Origin of the sequence: Planotetraspora mira (assembly GCF_016863275.1) — a bacterium.
Classification (GTDB): Bacteria; Actinomycetota; Actinomycetes; order Streptosporangiales; family Streptosporangiaceae; genus Planotetraspora; species Planotetraspora mira.
In genome coordinates this window covers 342,466-361,130 of sequence record NZ_BOOO01000004.1, presented here as the reverse complement: position 1 = coordinate 361,130, position 18,665 = coordinate 342,466, and the positions used below count along the sequence as shown (strand labels likewise).

Genomic DNA, 18,665 nt, shown 5'->3' with positions numbered 1-18,665 from the left:
CCTCCGGGGCCCTACTCGGCCGACTCGGCGCGGTCGGCCTCGATCCACGCGTCGGTGGTCGCCTGGTGTTCCTGGTTCGACCACTGGACCTCGCGGTCGTGCTGGATCACGTCGTTGTAGACCTGGTCCTGGTAGGTGTAGCCCTCGAGCACGCTCGAGTTCTGCGCCACGTTGTCGATCCGCTCCTCCGCCGCGGCCAGGTCGCCGGAGGAGACCGAGTTCGGGTCGAGAGCCGATCTGTAGACGGTCCCGGCGTCGGCCATCTGCGCGTTGAGGTTGTCGAGGAAGCCGCCCATGCTGCCGCTCACGGGCGGGACGTAGGCCGTCGACGCCTCGGGGAACAGCGGAGCGGGGTCCGGCGGGACGTAGGCCGGCGAGACCTCGGCGGCGGTGAGGGTCGCCGCGTCCGTGAGGTCGGAGGAGCCGGACGAGCCCGTGTAGTCCGATGAATCCGACGAGCCGGTGGAACCGGAGTAGTCCGAAGCGTCATCGGAGCCGGAGCCGGAGCCGGAGCCGGAGTCGGAGTCGGGCCCGGAGTCGGACACGGACTCGTACGAGTCGTCGGAGTCGTCTGAGGTCTCCGAGTCCGAGGAGTCCGAGGTGTCTTCCTCGTGGTCCTCCGCGTCCCCTGAGTCATCGGAGCCGGACGAGTCGTCCAGAGCGTAATCAGCGGAGACTAGCTGGATGTCCGCCTGGCCGTCGCTGTCGACGTCGAACAACTCCTGGTCGGCCGTCCCGTCGTAGTCGGTGTCGGTGTACTCCACGTCCGCCACGCCGTCCGCGTCGAGGTCGTACCTCTCGGAGTCGGCGATGCCGTCGCTGTTGCCATCGGTGAACTGCTGGTCGGCGATGCCGTCGCCGTTGTTGTCGACGAGAAGGGTGTCGTCGGTTCCGTCGCTGTTGAGGTCGGCCCACTGCGTGTCGGCGTCGAAGGCGTCCATGCGTTGCTCCGTCGTGATCCGGACAGGTGCGTCACGGATGGGATGCCGGCGGAGGCCGCATTGTTTCAGCCGAGCCTGACGGAATTCCCCGCCGGCCGTCGCGGGCCGGCGGGCGGGACGTCAGTCGCGCGGGCCCGCGCCCGCCCACGGACCGGGCGTCACGCCCGTGTCCTCGTCGCCGGGCACGTTCAGCCTGGTGTCGTAGATCCGGAAGCCGCGGGCCTGGTAGTTCGCCAGGGCCGCCGGGCCGTCCAGCGAGCAGGTGTGCACCCAGACGCGGCGCGTCTCGTCCCGGCCGGGCCAGCGGTCGGCGAGGTCCCAGGCGCGGGCCGCCCCGGTCGCCAGCAGGTGCCCGCCGAGGCCCTGCCCGATGGCGTACGGCAGGAGCCCGAAGCTGGCGATCTCCACCACGCCTTCCTCCTGGGCGACGAGCTCCACGTATCCGGCGGGCGTCCCCTGCGACCAGGCGACCCACGTCTCGACGCCGGGACGGCTGAGCCAGTCCATCCACTGCCGCCAGGTCCACGGCAGCCGCATGGTCCACTGCCAGTCGCCGCCCACCGCGGTGTAGAGGAACCGGCTGAACTCAGGGCTCGGCCGTTCCGCGCGGACGACCTCGGCGGGAGTGGGAAGAGGGCGGCCGGGACGTACGTCGCCGGGGCTGGTCTGTTCGAGATACCACGTGGTCACGTCCATAGCAGGCCTTATCAAACCATGACATCTCGCCCGTTCGGCCGCCCCCTCGGCCGGGAGGCCGCCGGGCACGGGGCCTTTCGTCACCTGAACCTGGTACCAATGACCGGGTGAGCGAAGAGGAGTCCCTGAGAGAAGAGGCCGAGGCCCGGTTGCGGGCGCTGGCCGGCGACGGCGCGCGCCTGCGTGACGACCAGTGGGCGGCGATCAAGGCGCTGGTCGTCGACCGCCGGCGGGCGCTGGTCGTCCAGCGCACGGGCTGGGGCAAGTCCGCCGTCTACTTCATCGCGACGGCTCTGCTGCGCGAGCTGGGCGAGGGCCCGACGGTCATCGTCTCCCCGCTGCTGGCGCTCATGCGCAACCAGATCGCCGCCGCCGAACGCGCCGGCATCCACGCCGCCACCATCAACTCGGCCAACCCGGAGGAGTGGGAGAAGACCTACGCCCAGGTCGCCGAGGGCATGGTCGACGTGCTCCTGGTCAGCCCCGAGCGGCTGAACAACCCCGAGTTCCGTGACCAGGTCCTCCCCGAACTGGCCGAGAGCGCGGGCCTCGTCGTGATCGACGAGGCCCACTGCATCTCCGACTGGGGGCATGACTTCCGTCCCGACTACCGCCGGCTCCGCACGATGCTCGCCGAGCTTCCGCCGGGCATCCCCGTGCTCGCCACCACCGCGACCGCCAACGCGCGGGTGACCCGTGACGTGGCCGAGCAACTGGCCGTGGTCGCGGACGCGGAGGAGGCCGATCTCGGTGACGTCCTGGTCCTTCGGGGGCCGCTGGAGCGTGAGAGCCTCCACCTCGGCGTCGTACGGCTCCGCGGTGCGGAGCAGCGGCTCGCGTGGCTGGCCAGGACGCTCCACGAGCTGCCCGGGTCGGGGATCGTCTACACGCTGACCGTGGCGGCGGCGCAGGAGATCGCCGCCTACCTGCGCGAGCAGGGGCATCCCGTCGCGGCCTACACCGGGCAGACCGAGCCCGCCGAGCGGCTGGCCGCCGAGGAGGATCTGCTCGCCAACAGGATCAAGGCGCTGGTCGCCACCTCGGCCCTCGGCATGGGGTTCGACAAGCCCGACCTCGGCTTCGTCGTGCATGTGGGCGCTCCGCCGTCGCCGGTGGCGTACTACCAGCAGGTCGGCAGAGCGGGGCGCGGGGTCGAGCAGGCCGAGGTGATCCTCCTGCCCGGCTCCGAGGATCAGGAGATCTGGAGCTATTTCGGCTCGCTGGCGTTCCCGCCCGAGCCGGTGGTCCGCACGACCCTGGACGCGCTCGCCGAGGCGGAGATCATGTCGACCGCCGCCCTGGAGACGCGCGTCGACCTCAGCCGCAGCCGCATGGAGATGATGCTCAAGGTGCTCGACGTGGACGGCGCGGTCCGCAGGGTCAAGGGCGGATGGGAGGCGACCGGCGAACCGTGGGCCTACGACGCCGATCGTTACGCGCGGGTCGCGGCGGAGCGCAAGGCCGAGCAGGACGCCATGCTCGGCTACATCACGACGGCCGACTGCCGCGAGGAGTTCCTCCGCCGCCACCTGGACGACGACGCCGCGACCCCGTGCGGCCGCTGCGACAACTGCACCGGCGCCCATCGCTCCGCGGAGATCGCGCAGGAGGCCGTCGAGGCCGCCCGGGCCCGGCTCACACGGCCGGGGATCGAGATCGAGCCGCGACGGCAGTGGCCGACCGGGCTGGCCGACCTCAAGGGCCGGATCAAGCCGGACCTGGCGGCCGACTCCGGGCGCGCGCTCGGCCGGCTGACCGACATCGGCTGGGGCACCCGGCTCAGGGAGCTGCTCGCGGCGGGTGACGCCCCCGTGCCGGGCGAGGTGCTGGCCGCGGTCGTCGAGGTGCTCACGTCGTGGAGCTGGGCGGAGCGGCCCGTCGCCGTGGTGGGCGTCCCCTCGGCCGGCCGTCCCGAGCTGGTCCGCAGCCTCGGCGAGGGGATCGCGCGGATCGGCCGGCTGACCTACCTGGGCGAGCTGGGTTACCGCAGCGGATCACCGGGCCGTCAGTACAACAGCGCGCAGCGGGTGGCCGCCATCCGGAACACCCTGGCGATGCCGCGAGAGCTGGGCGGCAGGATCGCCGAGCTGGGCGGCCCCGTGCTCCTCGTGGACGACCGCGTCGACACCGGCTGGACGATGGCCCTCGCCGCCGCCCAGATCCGGCACGCGGGCGCCCCCGCGGTGTTGCCCCTGGCGCTGGCCACGACCACCTGAGAGCAGGACGACGGAAGGGCCCCCGCCACGAGGCGGGAGCCCTTCCGGAGAAGTCAGATCAGAGGCGGGGACGGGCGCCGAGGTAGGAGATGCACCTGGCGGCCAGCGCGTTGCCCGCGGCCAGGGCCTCGGTGGGCGGCTTGCCGTCCAGCCACGGGGGAAGGAAGCCCGCGGTGAAGGCGTCGCCCGCACCTGTGCCGTCCACGATCCGGTCGACGGACTCGGCCGGCACGCGCACCGGCTCAGCCCGGTTGTTGGTGTACCAGAGCGAGCCTTCGTCGTTCAGCTTGATCACGACCTGCGGGAACCAGGCCGTCAGCACCTTGGCCGCGGATTCGGGCTCGTCGCGGCCGGTCAGGACCTTCGCCTGGTCGGTGTTGGCGAACAGCAGCTTCGCGCCGTGTGTCCACTCGAGGAACGGCTCCGCGCCGATGCGCTCGACGGGGGCCGACGACGCGCAGTCGACCGAGATCGACATCCCGGTCCTGCGGGCGAGGTCCAGCGCGGCCATGCCGGCGTCCCGGGAGCCTTCGTTGATCAGCGTGTAGCCGGACATGTGCAGATGGCTGCCGCCCGAGAAGAGGTCACGGGGCAGGTCCTCGGGGGAGAGCGCGGCGTTGGCGCCCGGGTCCGAGAGCATGGTCCGCTCACCCTTGTGCGTCACGAGGACGACACAGGTGCCGGTGGGCCGCTCGGGATCCATCACGAGACGGGCGTCCACGCCGTAGCCCATGAGTTCCATGTCGCGGTTCCGGCCGGTGATGTCGGCACCGCGGCGGCCGATGAAGGCCACCTCCGAGCCCTCCACGGCCAGCCAGGAGGCGACGTTGGCACCGGAGCCCCCACCGTGCATGGTCACAACGGCCGGGGTGTCGCTCGCCCTCGCGAGAGGGAACTTGGCGCGGGCGACCGCGTCCGTCATGAGATCGCCCACCACGACGACCCGCGTCATGATGTCACCACCTTGCCGACTGCTGTGGAGGCGAGGCCGCCGATGCCTATGGAGGGGCGGCGTCCTCTCCGTGCTGTGAGGCTGACGCGAAGAAACCTAACAGTTTCCGGGGGTGCCGTGGGGCATAGAGCGGACACCGGGGCATAGTCGATGCACAAGCGTTGCCCAACTCACCAGCTGGCGAGTTGTCTTTTTCCAGGGCAATCCGGGTCACCCCGGAGCGAGGGACTCCCTGGGTTTCGTAAAAGTAAGAATCACCTCAATCAACAGCAAGCCGGACAACGCTAACCTCTCGTTCGTGCGACCTCATTACCCCGCTCACTGGGAAGCGGACGTCGTCCTGTCCGACGGGGGCACGGCACACCTGCGCCCGATCAGGCCGGACGACGCCGATCTGCTGCGCTCCTTCTACTCCCGGCTCTCCGAGCAGTCGATCTTCTTCCGGTTCTTCGGCCCCCGGCCCAGGCTCACCGACCGCGAGATCGCCTGGTTCACCAACGTCGACTACTCCGACCGCGTGGCGCTCATCGCCACGATCGGCACCGAGATGGTCGCGGTCGTACGGTACGACCGGGTCGAGCCCAGGGACCACGCCGAGGTCGCCTTCCTCGTCGAGGACGCCCACCAGGGCAGGGGCATGGCGTCGATCCTGATGGAGCATCTCAGGGCCGCGGCGCGGGAGCGCGGGATCAGGACCTTCATCGCCGACATCCTGCCGGGCAACCACCGGATGACCGGCCTGCTCCGGCAGGCCGGCTACACGGCGCAGAGCCAGTTCGAGGACGGCGTCGTCCGCATGACGCTCGACCTCGCGACCACGGAGACCGCACTCGAGGTCAGGCTGGCCCGCGAGCACCGCTCCGAGGCCCGGTCCATCGAGCGCCTGCTGACGCCGGAGTCGGTCGCGGTCGTCGGGGCCAGCAGAGAGCCCGGCGGGATCGGGCAGACCGTCCTGCGCAACCTGCTCGGCGCCGACTTCTCCGGACCGGTCTACCCGGTCCATCGGCACGCGCGGGCCGTCGCGGGCGTGCGCGCGTACAAGAGCGTCTCCGCGATCGAGGGCGACGTCGACCTGGCCGTGGTGGCCGTGCCCGCCGAGGGCGTGCTGGACGTGGTCAGGGAATGCGCGGAGAAGGGCGTCAAGGGCCTCGTCGTGGTCTCGTCGGGCTTCGGCGAGACCGGCGACGACGGGCGGTTACGCCAGGAGGAACTGGTGAGCATCTCCCGGGCGTACGGCCTGCGCGTGGTCGGCCCCAACTGCCTCGGCATCGCGAACACCGACCCTTCGGTGCGGCTCAACGCGACCCTGGCGGCGACCCTGCCCGGCCGCGGCAGGGTGGGGTTCTTCAGCCAGTCCGGGGCGCTCGGCACGGCCCTGCTCCAGAGGGTGGCCCAGCGGGGCATGGGCATCTCGACCTTCGTGTCCGCGGGCAACCGGGCCGACGTCTCCGGCAACGACCTCCTCCAGTACTGGGAGGAGGACCCCGCCACCGACGTGATCCTGCTCTACCTCGAATCTCTGGGAAATCCGCGCAAGTTCACCCGGCTGGCCCGCCGGATCTCGCGGAGCAAGCCGATCGTGGTCGTCAAGAGCCGCGGAGTCCCCGGCGGCCACGCCGCGCCCGTGCTCAACCTGCCCGACACGGCGCTGAGCTCGCTGTTCGAGGAGGCGGGGGTGATCCGCGTGGACGATCTCACCCAGCTGTTCGACGTCGCCCAACTCCTGGCCTACCAGCCGCTTCCCGCCGGTCCCCGCGTCGGCGTGGTGAGCAACTCCGACGCCCTGGCGTTGCTCGCCGTCGAAGCCTGCGTCTCCGCCGGTCTGGAGCCGGCTCCGCCGGTGAACCTGGGCGCCCAGGCCCGGGCCGCCGAGTTCGCCGGGGCGTTGTCGGAGGTCCTCACCACCGTGGACGCGGCCGTGGCCGTCTACATGCCCCCGATCCCCGGCAGGTCCGACGAGATCGCCGCCGGGCTGGTGCGGGTCGCCCGGGAGTCGGGCAAGCCGGTCCTGGCCACATTCCAGGGCGAGATGGGCATGCCGGTCGCCCTCCGCACGCCTGCGGCCCCCGGGGACGCCGCCGGTGCGCCGGGCCAGGCGGCCCCGGGAAAGGGATCCATCCCCTCCTATCCCGCTCCGGAGGAGGCCGTACGGGCTCTCGCCCATGTCGTACGGCACGCCCGCTGGCGCGAACGGCCCGCGGGCACCGTTCCCGACCTCGACGGCATCGACGCCGCCGGGGCACGGGAACTGGTCGCCGCCGCGGTCGATGAGGACGGCCGGGACCGGGAGATCGACGCGACCGGGCTGCTGGCCTGCTTCGGCGTGGAGGTGTGGCCCGCGCAAGAGGTCGCCTCGGCCGACGAAGCCGTGGCGGCGGCCGAGCGGGCGGGCTGGCCGGTGGTGGTCAAGGCCACCGATCCCGACGCCTCCCACCGGGCGGGGACCGTCCGGATCGGCCTCGGCGAGCCGTCCGGCGTCCGGCAGGCGTACACCGGCCTGGCCGGTCTCCTCGGGCCGGGAGCGACCCTCGCCGTCCAGCGCATGGCCCCGCAACCGGCGGTGCCCACCGTCGTCGGCGTGGTCCAGGACGGCCATTTCGGCGGGGTCGTGTCGTTCGGGCTGGCCGAGGTCGCCGCCCGCCTCCTCGGTGATCGTGTGTACCGCCTGGCCCCCCTGACGGCGGAGGACGCCGAGGGCCTGGTCCGCTCCGTCCGCACCGCGCCGCTCCTGTTCGGCCGGTACGGCTACCCGCCGGTGGACGTGGGAGCGCTGAACGACCTGCTCGTCCGGGTGGGGCTGCTGGCCGACGCGCTGCCCGAGGTGGTCAGGATGGACCTCGACCCGGTCCTGGTGGGCACGTCCGGGGTGGTGGTCCTCGGCGCCCGCGCGGTTCTGCGGCCCGCTTCCGCGTTGCGCCCGGACGGGGGTCCCCGCCGCCTGGGCTGAGGGGCGGAGACCGCTCGGGTGTGAAACCGGTGTCCCTTACAGGGCAGGATGGACCCATGAGGGAAACCCGAGTCTCCGCCGCGGGCATGCGTGAGGCCATCGACCGCAGCGGCTACTACCCCGACCTGGTGGCTGACGCCGTGGACTCCGCGCTCGGCAAGGAGCAGGTCACGGCGTATGTCGTGCATCACGAGGCCACGTTCGACCCGGCGATGGAAGTCCGCAGGCACGTCACCGTCCTGGTGCTGTCGTCCAGCCGGCTGCTCGTCTGCCACACCGACGAGCACCCGCCCGCGGAGGGCATGCCCGCCTCACACGCCTCCACCACCACAGAGGCCGTGCGGCTCAGCCGGATCCAGTCGGTCGCGGTGACCAGGGTCGTTCCCGACCCGGCGACCTACGTGCCGGGGGTCGCCCCCAGCGAGGTCACGCTCACGATCGGCTGGGGCGCCATCTCGCATCTCGATCTCGAGCCGGCGACCTGCGGAGACGAGAACTGCGAGGCCGACCACGGCTACACCGGCGCGATCACGGCCGACGACCTGTCCCTGCGGGTGAGCGAGGCGGCCGACGGCCCCGAGGCGGTCGTCCACGTGCTCGCCTTCGCCAAGGCGCTTTCCGAGGCCACCGCCCGCGCCGCCACCTGATGACCGCTCGCATGTGAGCATGGAGGCGATGTGACCGAGCCAGGGACCCCCGGACCGCGGCCCGCGACGTCTGAGACGACGACGGCCGTGCCCTTCGTGCCGGCGTACGGCACCGCGTCGCTCGCGGACCTGCCGGGGTCCCTGCTCGCCTCCCTGGGGATGCCCACCGCCAACGTCCTCGGTCTCGATCCCGCGGAACGGGTGTGCCTGTTCCTCGTCGACGGGCTCGGGGCCGAGCTGCTCGCCGCCCATCCCGGCGCGGCGCCGTTCCTGTCCGCCCATCTCCGGCGGACGCTCACGGCGGGCTTCCCGTCGTCGACCCCCACGAGCCTGGCCACGCTCGGCACCGGCACCCCGCCGGGTGAGCACGGCATGATCGGCATCTCCATGGCGATCCCAGGTGAGGGGCGAATGCTCAACTGCCTGCGCTGGACGGCGCCGGGCCTGCCCGTCGACCCCGACCTCTGGCAGCCGGCCGACACCGTCTACCAGCGGATGGACTCCCACGGAATCCAGCCGATCTACGTCGCTCCCGGGGCCTTCGACGGCACAGGGCTGACCCGGGCCGTCTACCGGGGAGTGCGCTACCGGGCCGCGGAGACCGTCGACGAGCGGGTCGAGGGCGTACGGCAGGCCCTGGCGGAGACCTCCTACGTGATCGTCTACTACGGCGACCTCGACGCCATGGGCCACATGACCGGGTGGGGCAGCGCCCATTGGCTGGAGCAACTGACGATCGTCGACCGCATGGCCGAGCGGATCGCCGAGGGGCTGCCCGCGGGATCGGCCCTGTACGTGACGGCCGACCACGGCATGATCAACGCCGTCGACAAGGTCGACGTGGACGAGTCGCCCGTGCTCCAGGAGGGCGTCGTCATGCTGGGCGGCGACGCGCGCGCCCGCCACGTCTACACCGCCCCCGGTGCGGCGGACGCCGTCCTCGAGACGTGGCGCGAGATCTTCCACGGCCGTGCCTGGGTGGTCTCGCGCGAGGAGGCCGTCGCCGAGGGCTGGTTCGGCCGCACCGTACGGAAAGAGTGGCTCGGCCGGATCGGCGACGTCATGGCGGTGCCGTACGGCGACTGCGTGATCGTCGCCTCGCGCGCCGAACCGCTCGAATCGTCGCTCGTCGGCTACCACGGTTCGCTGACGGTGGCCGAACAGAGTGTGCCGCTGCTCGGGATCCGCCGGTGACGGCGCCGCGGAAGGGCACAATGACGAGGCACAACGCTTCAGGAGGGACGTTCCGATGAGCCCACTGATCACCCCGGAGGAGCTGGCCGCACTCCACGACGTCAGCGTCCTCGACGTGCGATGGCGGCTCGGCGGTCCGCCCGGGGCCGACTCGTACGCGGAAGGGCACATCCCCGGCGCCGTCTTCTGCGACCTCGAGGCCGACCTCGCGTCTCCGGCCGGGCCAGGCGGCCGTCATCCGCTGCCCACCGCCGACGCCTTCCAGGCCGCGATGCGCCGGCTGGGCGTGTCCGGGGCCCGCACGGTCGTGGTCTACGACGACGCGGACTCCACGGCCGCGGCCAGGGCGTGGTGGACGCTGCGCTACTACGGCCACGGCGACGTCCGCGTGCTCGACGGAGGGCTGCGGGCCTGGGACCGGGCCGGGCTGCCCGTCGTGAAGGACACCGCCGCCGTGCCGCCCGGCGACTTCGAGGCGGCTCCCGGCGGGATGCCGGTCCTCGACGCGGACCAGGCCGCGGCGCTCGCCGACAACGGGGTCCTGCTCGACGCCAGGGCCGGCGAACGCTACCGGGGCGAGGTCGAGCCCGTGGACCCGGTGGCCGGCCACATCCCCGGTGCGATCAGCGCCCCCACGGCCCAGAACGTCGAGCCGGGAGGCCGGTTCCGGTCGAGGGGATTCCTCCGCGAGCGGTTCAACACGTTCGGTGCGGTCGAGGGCGTCCAGGTCGGCGCCTACTGCGGGTCCGGCGTCACGGCCGCTCACGAGGTCCTCGCGCTGGAGGTGGCGGGGATCACGGCCGGCCTCTACGCAGGTTCCTGGTCCAACTGGGTGACCGACCCCACCCGTCCCGTCGCCACGGGCTGACCGGACCCCGCGCCCGATCCCGCCGGCCGCGGCGCCACGGGCTTACCGAGCCCTCGGCTCACCCCGCTCCGGCGGGCCGTGGCCCGTTCGGCCGATCGGCTCGTCTCCCGCGCCGAAGCAGACGAAGCCGCCGACGCCGGTCTTCGCCGCGGCCGCGGCCAGCGCCTCAGCGGGGGAGCGGCCGTCGGCGAGGAAGGCGTGGAAGACGGTCATCAGGGCCGCGGCCTCGTCGTCGCGCACCGGGGCGACCCCGGCGACCACACAGGCGGCGCCGCGATCGACGAAGGCCCCGGCCAGGCCGAGCACCGCACCGTCCACCGGCGCGTGCGCCATCCCCGCGTCGCACGCGGAGAGGATCACCAGTCGAGGTACGGCCCGGAGCCGTCGCAGCTCGTACGCCATGAGGGGACCGTCCTCCAGGGTGATCCGCGACAACATGGGGCTGCGCGGCGAGAACATCCCGTGCGCGGCCACATGCAGCACGTCGGCCCGCTCCAGCGCCGTGAGCATCCCGGACCTGGTCCCATCGGCCCGCTCGGCTCCCGGATGCGTCCTGACGACCAGGTCCACCTCAGGTCCGGCGTGCGCCAGTCCCGGCCCGGCCAGCGCGACGACCACAGGCGGGCCGTACGGGTCGCCCGTGCCCTGGGAGCGGACCCGTGTGAACCAGGAGGCGCCCTCGGCCGCCACCGACACCGCCCGCCCGCGAAGGACGGGAAGCAACGGCCACGGCAACGTGCACAGCGACCCCGTGGGGACGACGAGCACGGAACCCCCGACCGGTTCGACGGGCCCGAGCAGTCGCCGGCCGAGCAGGTCCAGCTCGTGGTCCAGCCCCTCCGCGGCCTCGGCGTCCCGCAGGTTGCGCCGGCGCAGGCCGTACCTGATCCGGACCGTCGCCTCCGCCGCGGCGGTGTACGAGCCGAGCGAGTGCAGCGTGCATCCCCGTGAGCCGACGGCGATCCCCCAGAGATCGTCGCCGTCCCGCACCAGCTCCAGGAGGGTGCCGTCCGGCACCGGGTGACGGGTGAATGCGGCGGGGGGCGGCGCGCCCCGCACGATCGCCCGCCACCGCTCCGCCCACGTGAGGACCGTCCAGGGATCACCGCGGCCGAGCGCCGTCCGCAGGCCGAACGCGGCGAGATCCTCCGCCGGCCGGGCCGCGTGCGCCCGCATCGCGGGCTCGGCCGCCTCGCCGTCGCGGACGGGCGCCGCGACCGCCTCCAGGCCCGCCGCCGCGGCCTCGAGGGCGCCGTCGACGTCACCGTCGAGGTGCAGACGCATCGCCCTGGCGTGCTGCCCGATCAAGGCCGTGGACGGAGATCCGGCCAGCAGGTCGAGCTGGTCCCGCGCGGTCCCGAGGTCGCCCAGGCGGCAGGCCAGACCGGCGGCGGTGAGCCGGAGCGCGCAGGAGGCGCCGGTCCAGCCGGACCCGGCCAGGCGCCCGGCGCACGCGAGGAGATCGGCCAGCAGTTCGTGACCCGGCTCCTCCTGGAGGACGCGGGCACGCAGAACGACCTCCGTCGCCAGGGGCGCCCACGCGGCCCGTCCCTGGCCGAGGAGCTCGGCGAGTGCGGTCTCGGCCGTCGTGGCGGCCCGGTGGCCGTCGCCGGTGAGGAGCTCCGCCCGGGCCAGCAGGAGCCGGGCCTCAGGGAGCGCCGCGTGCGCTCCGGCCGCCTCCAGATCGGGCACGGCCTGTTCCGCGACCGCCCGAGCCTCGCCGGGCAGGCGTGCCGCCAGCAGCGCCTCCGCGTAGTCCGTCCGCATCGCCGCGAGGCGTTCGGGGTAGCCGAACAGCGCCGACTCCGCGGCGTGGTACCTCTCGAAGGACGAAGGGATGTCACCTCGCCGGGCGGCGACGAAGGGGAGGTTCCCCTCCGCCAGCATGGCCACGTGGTCGAGACCGGCCTGTCTGGCCAGGTCCGCGCATGCCGACAGGTCCGCCTCCGCCGCGCCGTACTCCTCGAGGAAGGTGCGTGCCAGGCCGCGGTTGAGCAGGCCGCCCGCCTGGAACTTGGGATCGCCGTCCAGCGACTCGATCGCGTCGTCACAGTGACGGACGGCCTCCCCGTGGCGTCCGAGGAGGATGAGCGCCACCGAGCGCTGCACGCCGAGCCGCGCCAGGTCGCCGCCCGCCAGGTCCCGCTCCGCCAGGTCGGCGAGGCGGAGCCCGCCCTCGGGATCCCCGAGTTGGGCGCGGATCGTCACCAGCGACATCCGGGCCTGCGCCACCCGTCGCGGCCACCCCTCCCCGGCGGTGATCGCCTGAAGGAGCCGCTCCTCGGCCAGCGCGAGGTCGCCCAACTCCCGTGTCGCGAGGGCCGACGCGCGCAGCGCGATCGAGACCGCCTCGGCGCACGGCTCGCCCGCCGTCTCCGCCAGTACGGCTCTCGCCTCCGCCAGTGCCACACGAGGGTCGGTGCCGGAGAGCAGGACCGCCGCCTCCGCACGCGAGACGAGGCCGGCCGCCCCCTCCGGCGCGACGGGCTCAGGCGTGACGGGCTCGGGCGTGACGGGTTCGGGTGTGACGGGTTCGGGTGTGACGGGTTCGGGCGCGGCGGGGGTCACGGGCGGACGTGCATCCACCGGGTGGACACCGGCGGCTCGCCGGGACGGTGGCAGACCACGCTGACCCAGCCCGTCGGCAGGCCCCCGACCGCGAACCGGCCGTTCTCCGACAGATCACGTGTCTTGCTGAGGTGCGACGTGCGGATCTCGACCTGCCAGCCGGTGCCGGGTTCGGCGCTCGGACCGGAATCGGGGCGGGCGTCGGTTTCGGCACCGGAAGCGGGGGAGACCTGCCCGGCCACCTCCAGGCGGCCGTCGGCGACGACGGCCTCCACGTCGATGGTGAGCCCGGTCACCGCGAACCGGCGCACCCCCGGGCCTTCGTCCTCAGGGATGTCCGGCGCCCCGCCTCCGGACCTGGCGCCTCGCGGCCCGGAGATCTCGACGGGCGTTGCGACGATCCCCCCGGGCAGGCGCAGATGGAAGGCCGCACGGGCGTCGGCCGAGACACGGCCGGGCACGGGATCGGCGCCGGCGGCCATCCGGAGCGCGGCGAGCAGGTACTCGTCCCTCATGCGGGCTCCTCCAGCAGACCACGCAGGCGCGACATGCAGCGTGCCCGGGTCGGGCCGATGCTGCCGGGCGAGATGTCGAGGCGGATCGCGATCTGGGCGTACGTGGCCTCCGGCCGCAACACGGACATGCGCAGAAGCGAGCGGCAGGGCTCGCCGAGGGTGTCGAGCCGCTCCCAGACATGCCGGCCGAAGTCCGCGTCGACGATCGCCGCGGCCGGATCCGGCAGCACGGCGTCGGGCAGGTCGTGGCCCGACGCCACCTCTCCCCGGCGTCCGCGGCTCAGCCGGAGCGCCTCGTGCCGGGTGGTGGTGACGAGCCACGCGCCGATCCGCTCGGGATCGCGGATGCCGTCGAGGTTCTCGACCATACGCAGCCAGGCGCCCTGGACCGCGTCCGCGGCGTCGGTGTGGTTCAGCCCGAAGGCCCGGGCGACCGCCCACATCCTGGCGCCGAAGCGGGCGACGAGGTCTTCCCACGCGGCCTGGTCGAGACAGCCGAGCGACTTTTCTACGGTCATGGACGTCACTTCGCGCATCGAGGGGGGAACGCTGCGTGAGCACACTATCGATCCTGAGTGACCATGACCCCGAGATCCGGAATTCGCCGGCCGCCCTCGAGCACGTGCCGTACGGCGTCGCGGGGCGGCATGTCCCGGCACAGGCGGGCGACGGCTCCGGTGACGACGGCGGTCGCGAACGACGTGCCGCTCCAGGCGGCGTAGCCGTGGAAACCGGAATGCTCCAAGAAGCTGCTCGTCAGGCCGACGCCCTCGGCGCAGGCGTCCACCCATGGCCCATGCGCGGAGAAGTCCGCCCTGGCGTCCCCGTCGAGGGCGCCGACCGCGAGCACCCCGGGAAGCGCGGCGGGCCAGAAAGGACGTGCGGAGCCGGTGTTGCCGGCGCAGGCGATGGCGGCGGGAAAGGCGCTCAGCGCGTCCTCCAGCCCCACGGGAGGCCGGTCGTCGAAGGTGTGACCCCCGAAGGAGAGGTTGAGGACGTCGACCCGGTCGTGCCGCAATCCGGCCAGGGCCCGCAACAGGGCGGCCTCGTCGCCGACGCCGTGACTGTCCAGCAGTCGCAGGGCGCGCAGGCGCACCCCCGGAGCCTGCCGGAGGATCAGCCCGGCGACGAACGTGCCGTGCCCGGCCTGCTCGTCGAGCGCGCCGTCGCCGTCCGCGTCCGGCGTCTCGGCGATGTCGTCCCGATACCAGTCGAGCAGCCACGGGTGCGGCGCCAGGCCCGTGTCGAGCACGCCGACCGTGACGTCACAGGCCTCCCCCTTCTCGTACGGCACCGCGGGCGCGGGCGTCGGCCGGCTGCCCGGGCCGCCGAAGTACAGCGGCTGACCGACGATGAGGTGGTTGGGCGAGGCGACGTGGCCCCCGTCCCGCAACGTGGCGGTGAGGTCGAGCACGTCCACGCCGGGCGAGAGCCGTACGTGGTGGAGGGGGCCGGCCGGGGCGGCGTCGTCGGCCCAGCGCGAGACGGCGGCCGGGGACGAGGTGAGAAGCTCGCCGGGCCGGATGAGGGCGGGCCGGTCGGGGAGGTGCTTTACCAGCCGGGCGCGCATCCGGACATCCTTCGTGGGGGAGTCACGAGTAGATCACGATAGGTGCCTTTCCCGATCCGGAGCGTTAACAAGCCTGATTCGCTATGACCTCCCTCTGGTGCCGGGCCACGACGGACGGTAGTCTCTCTTACGTTTGAAACTTGTGATCATCCCAAACTATGAGGCCGTTGGGGAAGGCGCACCTCATGGGATTTGGGAGGTCCGGTGGCTGCTGCTCGTGGCGTCCTGTACGTCCACTCGGCTCAGCCTGCGTTGTGCCCGCACATTGAGTGGGCGGTCGCAGGCGTTATTGGCGTACCCGTCGACCTGACGTGGACAGCTCAGCCCGCTGCGCCGGGGACCTTACGGGCCCAGGCCGAGTGGGAAGGCCGTCCTGGCACGGCTGCCGCGATCACGTCCTCGTTCATGGGCTGGCAGCGCATCCGATTCGAGATCACCGAGGACGCCTCACCGGGCGTGGACGGTTCCCGGCAGGCCTACACGCCGACGCTCGGCGCCTTCACGGCCGTGGTGGGCGCGAACGGCGACATCCTCATCCCCGAGGATCGCCTGCGCAACGTCATGCTGATGGCCGCGCAGGGCCGTGCCGTCCTCGAGGACGAGCTCGACCGTCTGCTCGGCAAGCAGTGGGACGAGGAGCTCGAGTCGTTCCGCTACGCGGGAGAGGGTGCGCCGGTCCGCTGGCTGCACGCCGCCGTGTGATCACCGGCTGACCCCGGCGGGGCCGATTCGCCGATCACCGTACGACGACGCCGAAGGCGCCGGCCCCCCCACGGGACCGGCGCCTTCGGCGTCGTATGGGTGCGGATCAGCGGCGGATCACCGCCGGAACCGTCGCCTGATCAGAGCGGGATGTTGCCGTGGGCGCCGCGCGCCGGCGTGGCCTGTGCGATGACCCGGGCGATCGTGCCGCGCGTCTTGGCCGGCTCGATCACCTCGTCGATCACCCCGAGGTCGATGGCGCGCTGGAGGCCGCCGGCGACCTTCTCGTGCTCCTCGGCCAGGCGGGCCTCCAGAGCGGGACGCTCCTCCTCGGAGACCGCCGCGAGTTCGCGCCGCTTGAGGACGCGGACGGCCGCGACCGCGCCCATGACGGCCACCTCGGTGGTCGGCCAGCCGAAGACCCGGGTCGCGCCGAGGGAGCGGGAGTTCATCGCGATGTAGGCGCCGCCGTACGCCTTGCGGGTGACCAGCGTGACCCGCGGCACCGACGCCTCGGCGAAGGCGTGCAGCAGCTTGGCGCCGCGGCGCACCACGCCGTCGTGTTCCTGACCGACCCCGGGAAGGTAGCCGGGCACGTCGACGAGGACCACCAGCGGGACGCCGAAGGCATCACACATCCGCACGAACCGGGCGGCCTTCTCTGCCGAGGTGGAGTCGAGGCAGCCACCGAGCCGCATCGGGTTGTTCGCGACGACGCCGACCGTGCGGCCGCCGAGACGGCCGAGCGTGGTGACCATGTTCGGCGCCCACTTGGGGTGCAGTTCCACACCCGGCTCGTCGAGCAGGCCGTTCACGAGGGGGTGGACGTCGTAGGCCCGGCGGGGGTTGTCCGGGAGCAGGCTGCCGAAGTCGACCTCGTCGACCTCGCGGACCCGGCCCTGGTGACCGAGCAGGGTGGCGAGCTGGCGAGCCTTGAGCAGCGCCTCCGGCTCGTCCTTGGTGACCACGTGGACGACGCCGCTGCGCTTGCTGTGCGGCTCGGGGCCGCCGAGCGCCGCCATGTCGATCTGCTCGCCGGTGACGCTGCGGACGACGTCGGGCCCGGTGACGAAGATGCGGCCGTTGTCGGCCAGGATCACGATGTCGGTCAGGGCGGGGCCGTACGCCGCGCCGCCGGCCGCCGGACCCACGACGACGGAGATCTGGGGAACGACGCCGGAGGCCTTCGTCATGGCGGCGAACACGCGGCCGACCGCGTGGAGGGACTCCACGCCTTCGGCCAGGCGGGCGCCGCCGGAGTGCCAGACGCCGATCACGGGAACGCGTTCCCGCACCGCGACGTCGTAGGCGTGGACGATGTGCTCACAACCCTCGGCGCCCATCGCGCCGCCCTGAACCCGGGCGTCGCTGCAGAAGGCGACGACGGGCACGCCCTCGATGCGGCCGGTGACGGCCAGCACACCACTCTTGTCCTCGGGGGAGATCGGCCGGACGGAGCCCTCATCGAGGAGGTGGCCGAGACGCGCGCTGGGGTCGCGGGGGTCGACGGACTCCTGTTCGGAGTCCCCGGTCACCGTCCTGTTGTCGAGCACAGTCATGCGAGACTCCTTGGTCAAACAGATGTGAAGGCAACAGCGACGTTGTGCCCGCCGAACCCGAACGAGTTGTTGACCGCGGCGATCTGCCCGCCGGGAAGCTTGCGCGGCTCGGCGCGGACGATGTCCACGTCGATGCCGTCGTCCAGATCGTCCAGGTTGATGGTCGGAGGAACGATGCGCTCGGTCAGCGCGAGGATGGTGAAGACCGACTCGATGCCGCCCGCTCCGCCGAGGAGGTGACCGGTCATCGACTTGGTCGAGGTCACCAGCGGGTGCGTGCCGACCGCCTCCTTGATGGCGATCGTCTCGACGACGTCGCCGGCGGGGGTGGAGGTCGCGTGCGCGTTGACGTGGACGATGTCGGCGCCGGTCAGCCCGGCGCTCTCCAGTGCCCGGCGCATCGCGCTCTGAATGCCGGCGCCGCTGGGCTCGGGCTGGGCGATGTGGTGGGCGTCGGAGGAGTATCCGGCTCCCGCCGCCACGGCGTAGATCTTGGCGCCGCGAGCCCGCGCGTGCTCCTCGGACTCCAGCACGACGATGCCCGCGCCCTCACCGAGGACGAACCCGTCACGTCCCTTGTCGAACGGCCGCGACGCGCGGTCCGGCTCGTCGTTGCGGGTCGACATGGCCCGCATCGCCGCGAAGGAGCCGATGTTGAGCGGGTGGATGGCGGCCTCCGTGCCACCCGCGACCACCACGTCCGCCCGGCCGTCCTTGATCATCTGGACGCCGTAGGCGATGCCCTCCGCGCCGGTGGCGCAGGCGCTGACAGGCGAATGGGTGCCCGCCTGCGCGCCGATCTCGATGCTGATCCATCCGGCGGACCCGTTCGGCATGAGCATGGGCACGGTGAACGGCGAGAGCCGGTTCCAGCCCTTCTCCTTGAACACGTCGTAAGCCGCCAGGATCGTCGTGATGCCGCCGATGCCGCTACCGACGGCGACCCCCAGCCGCGTCGGCTCGACCTCCGGCTTGCCGGCGTCCTGCCATGCCTCGCGGGCCGCGATCAACGCGAACTGCTCGGCACGGTCGAGCCGCCTCGCCTCAGGCCTGGGGAGCACGTCCCCGGGGTCGACCGCCGACAGGCCGGCGAACTTCACCGGCACGGAGTCGATCCAGTCCTCAGTGATCGTGCGGACTCCCGACCGCCCGTCGAGGAGCGCCGACCAGGTCGAGGCGGCGTCCCCACCGACGGGCGTCGTCGCGCCGATCCCGGTGACGACCACTACCCGGTCCTTACTCACGTTTCTGCACTCCTCTTTGGTGGATTGGGGGAACGTGCCGGACCCG

The 18,665-nt window shown here is 72.6% G+C and carries 15 protein-coding genes; 6 read left to right on the top strand and 9 right to left on the bottom strand.

All coding sequences use genetic code 11. The features are described from left to right. Positions 1-11: 11 nt before the first annotated feature. A complete protein-coding gene (locus Pmi06nite_RS05205; RefSeq protein WP_203951656.1) occupies positions 12-941 on the bottom strand; it encodes a hypothetical protein in 930 nt (309 codons plus the stop codon). A 120-nt stretch (positions 942-1,061) separates the two neighbouring features. Continuing rightward, positions 1,062-1,637 (bottom strand): GNAT family N-acetyltransferase, encoded by a 576-nt coding sequence (locus Pmi06nite_RS05200; protein WP_203951655.1) that lies wholly within the window; start codon positions 1,635-1,637, stop codon positions 1,062-1,064. Positions 1,638-1,744: 107 nt separating this feature from the next. On the opposite strand from Pmi06nite_RS05200, the gene Pmi06nite_RS05195 reads away from it, so the two are divergent. Next, positions 1,745-3,853, top strand: coding sequence for a RecQ family ATP-dependent DNA helicase (locus tag Pmi06nite_RS05195; protein ID WP_203951654.1), 2,109 nt, complete (start codon positions 1,745-1,747; stop codon positions 3,851-3,853). 58 nt (positions 3,854-3,911) lie between these two features. Here the strand turns inward: Pmi06nite_RS05195 and Pmi06nite_RS05190 are convergent, their stop codons facing one another. Beyond that, positions 3,912-4,805 carry a carbohydrate kinase family protein gene (locus Pmi06nite_RS05190; RefSeq protein WP_203951653.1) on the bottom strand — a complete coding sequence of 298 codons (894 nt, stop codon included), beginning with the start codon at positions 4,803-4,805 and terminating at the stop codon, positions 3,912-3,914. A gap of 298 nt (positions 4,806-5,103) precedes the next feature. Here Pmi06nite_RS05190 and Pmi06nite_RS05185 point away from each other — a divergent pair, with 298 nt between their 5' ends. Genes Pmi06nite_RS05185 through Pmi06nite_RS05170 form a run of 4 tightly spaced genes read left to right on the top strand, consistent with a single transcriptional unit; the run spans position 5,104 to position 10,461 of the window. After that, entirely contained in the window at positions 5,104-7,752 is a 2,649-nt protein-coding gene (locus tag Pmi06nite_RS05185; RefSeq protein ID WP_203951652.1) for a bifunctional acetate--CoA ligase family protein/GNAT family N-acetyltransferase, read from the top strand. 56 nt (positions 7,753-7,808) lie between these two features. Further along, entirely contained in the window at positions 7,809-8,399 is a 591-nt protein-coding gene (locus tag Pmi06nite_RS05180) for a DUF5998 family protein (protein ID WP_203951651.1), read from the top strand. A 30-nt stretch (positions 8,400-8,429) separates the two neighbouring features. After that, positions 8,430-9,593, top strand: coding sequence for an alkaline phosphatase family protein (locus tag Pmi06nite_RS05175; protein ID WP_239113668.1), 1,164 nt, complete (start codon positions 8,430-8,432; stop codon positions 9,591-9,593). 55 nt (positions 9,594-9,648) lie between these two features. Next, on the top strand, positions 9,649-10,461 hold the full coding sequence (locus Pmi06nite_RS05170; protein WP_203951650.1) for a sulfurtransferase: 813 nt from the start codon (positions 9,649-9,651) through the stop codon (positions 10,459-10,461). Between the two features lie 42 nt (positions 10,462-10,503). Here the strand turns inward: Pmi06nite_RS05170 and Pmi06nite_RS05165 are convergent, their stop codons facing one another. From Pmi06nite_RS05165 to Pmi06nite_RS05150, 4 genes are read right to left on the bottom strand one after another with little or no spacing between them, the layout of a single operon-like run. Then, entirely contained in the window at positions 10,504-13,029 is a 2,526-nt protein-coding gene (locus Pmi06nite_RS05165; protein ID WP_203951649.1) for a CHAT domain-containing protein, read from the bottom strand. Further along, positions 13,026-13,544 carry a hypothetical protein gene (locus Pmi06nite_RS05160; RefSeq protein ID WP_203951648.1) on the bottom strand — a complete coding sequence of 173 codons (519 nt, stop codon included), beginning with the start codon at positions 13,542-13,544 and terminating at the stop codon, positions 13,026-13,028. Before Pmi06nite_RS05160 ends, Pmi06nite_RS05165 begins: the two co-directional genes overlap by 4 nt. Next, a complete protein-coding gene (locus Pmi06nite_RS05155) occupies positions 13,541-14,062 on the bottom strand; it encodes an RNA polymerase sigma factor (protein WP_203951647.1) in 522 nt (173 codons plus the stop codon). Before Pmi06nite_RS05155 ends, Pmi06nite_RS05160 begins: the two co-directional genes overlap by 4 nt. Positions 14,063-14,106: 44 nt before the next feature. Beyond that, on the bottom strand, positions 14,107-15,114 hold the full coding sequence (locus Pmi06nite_RS05150; RefSeq protein ID WP_203951646.1) for a S8 family peptidase: 1,008 nt from the start codon (positions 15,112-15,114) through the stop codon (positions 14,107-14,109). A 204-nt stretch (positions 15,115-15,318) separates the two neighbouring features. Here Pmi06nite_RS05150 and Pmi06nite_RS05145 point away from each other — a divergent pair, with 204 nt between their 5' ends. After that, a complete protein-coding gene (locus Pmi06nite_RS05145) occupies positions 15,319-15,816 on the top strand; it encodes a DUF3145 domain-containing protein (protein WP_239113667.1) in 498 nt (165 codons plus the stop codon). Between the two features lie 140 nt (positions 15,817-15,956). On the opposite strand, the gene Pmi06nite_RS05140 is transcribed toward Pmi06nite_RS05145, so the two are convergent. Next, positions 15,957-17,375, bottom strand: coding sequence for an acyl-CoA carboxylase subunit beta (locus tag Pmi06nite_RS05140; protein WP_203951645.1), 1,419 nt, complete (start codon positions 17,373-17,375; stop codon positions 15,957-15,959). A 14-nt stretch (positions 17,376-17,389) separates the two neighbouring features. Then, positions 17,390-18,619: a beta-ketoacyl-ACP synthase II gene (gene fabF, locus Pmi06nite_RS05135; protein ID WP_203951644.1), complete on the bottom strand. Its 1,230-nt coding sequence runs from the start codon at positions 18,617-18,619 to the stop codon at positions 17,390-17,392. Between the last annotated feature and the right edge of the window lie 46 nt (positions 18,620-18,665).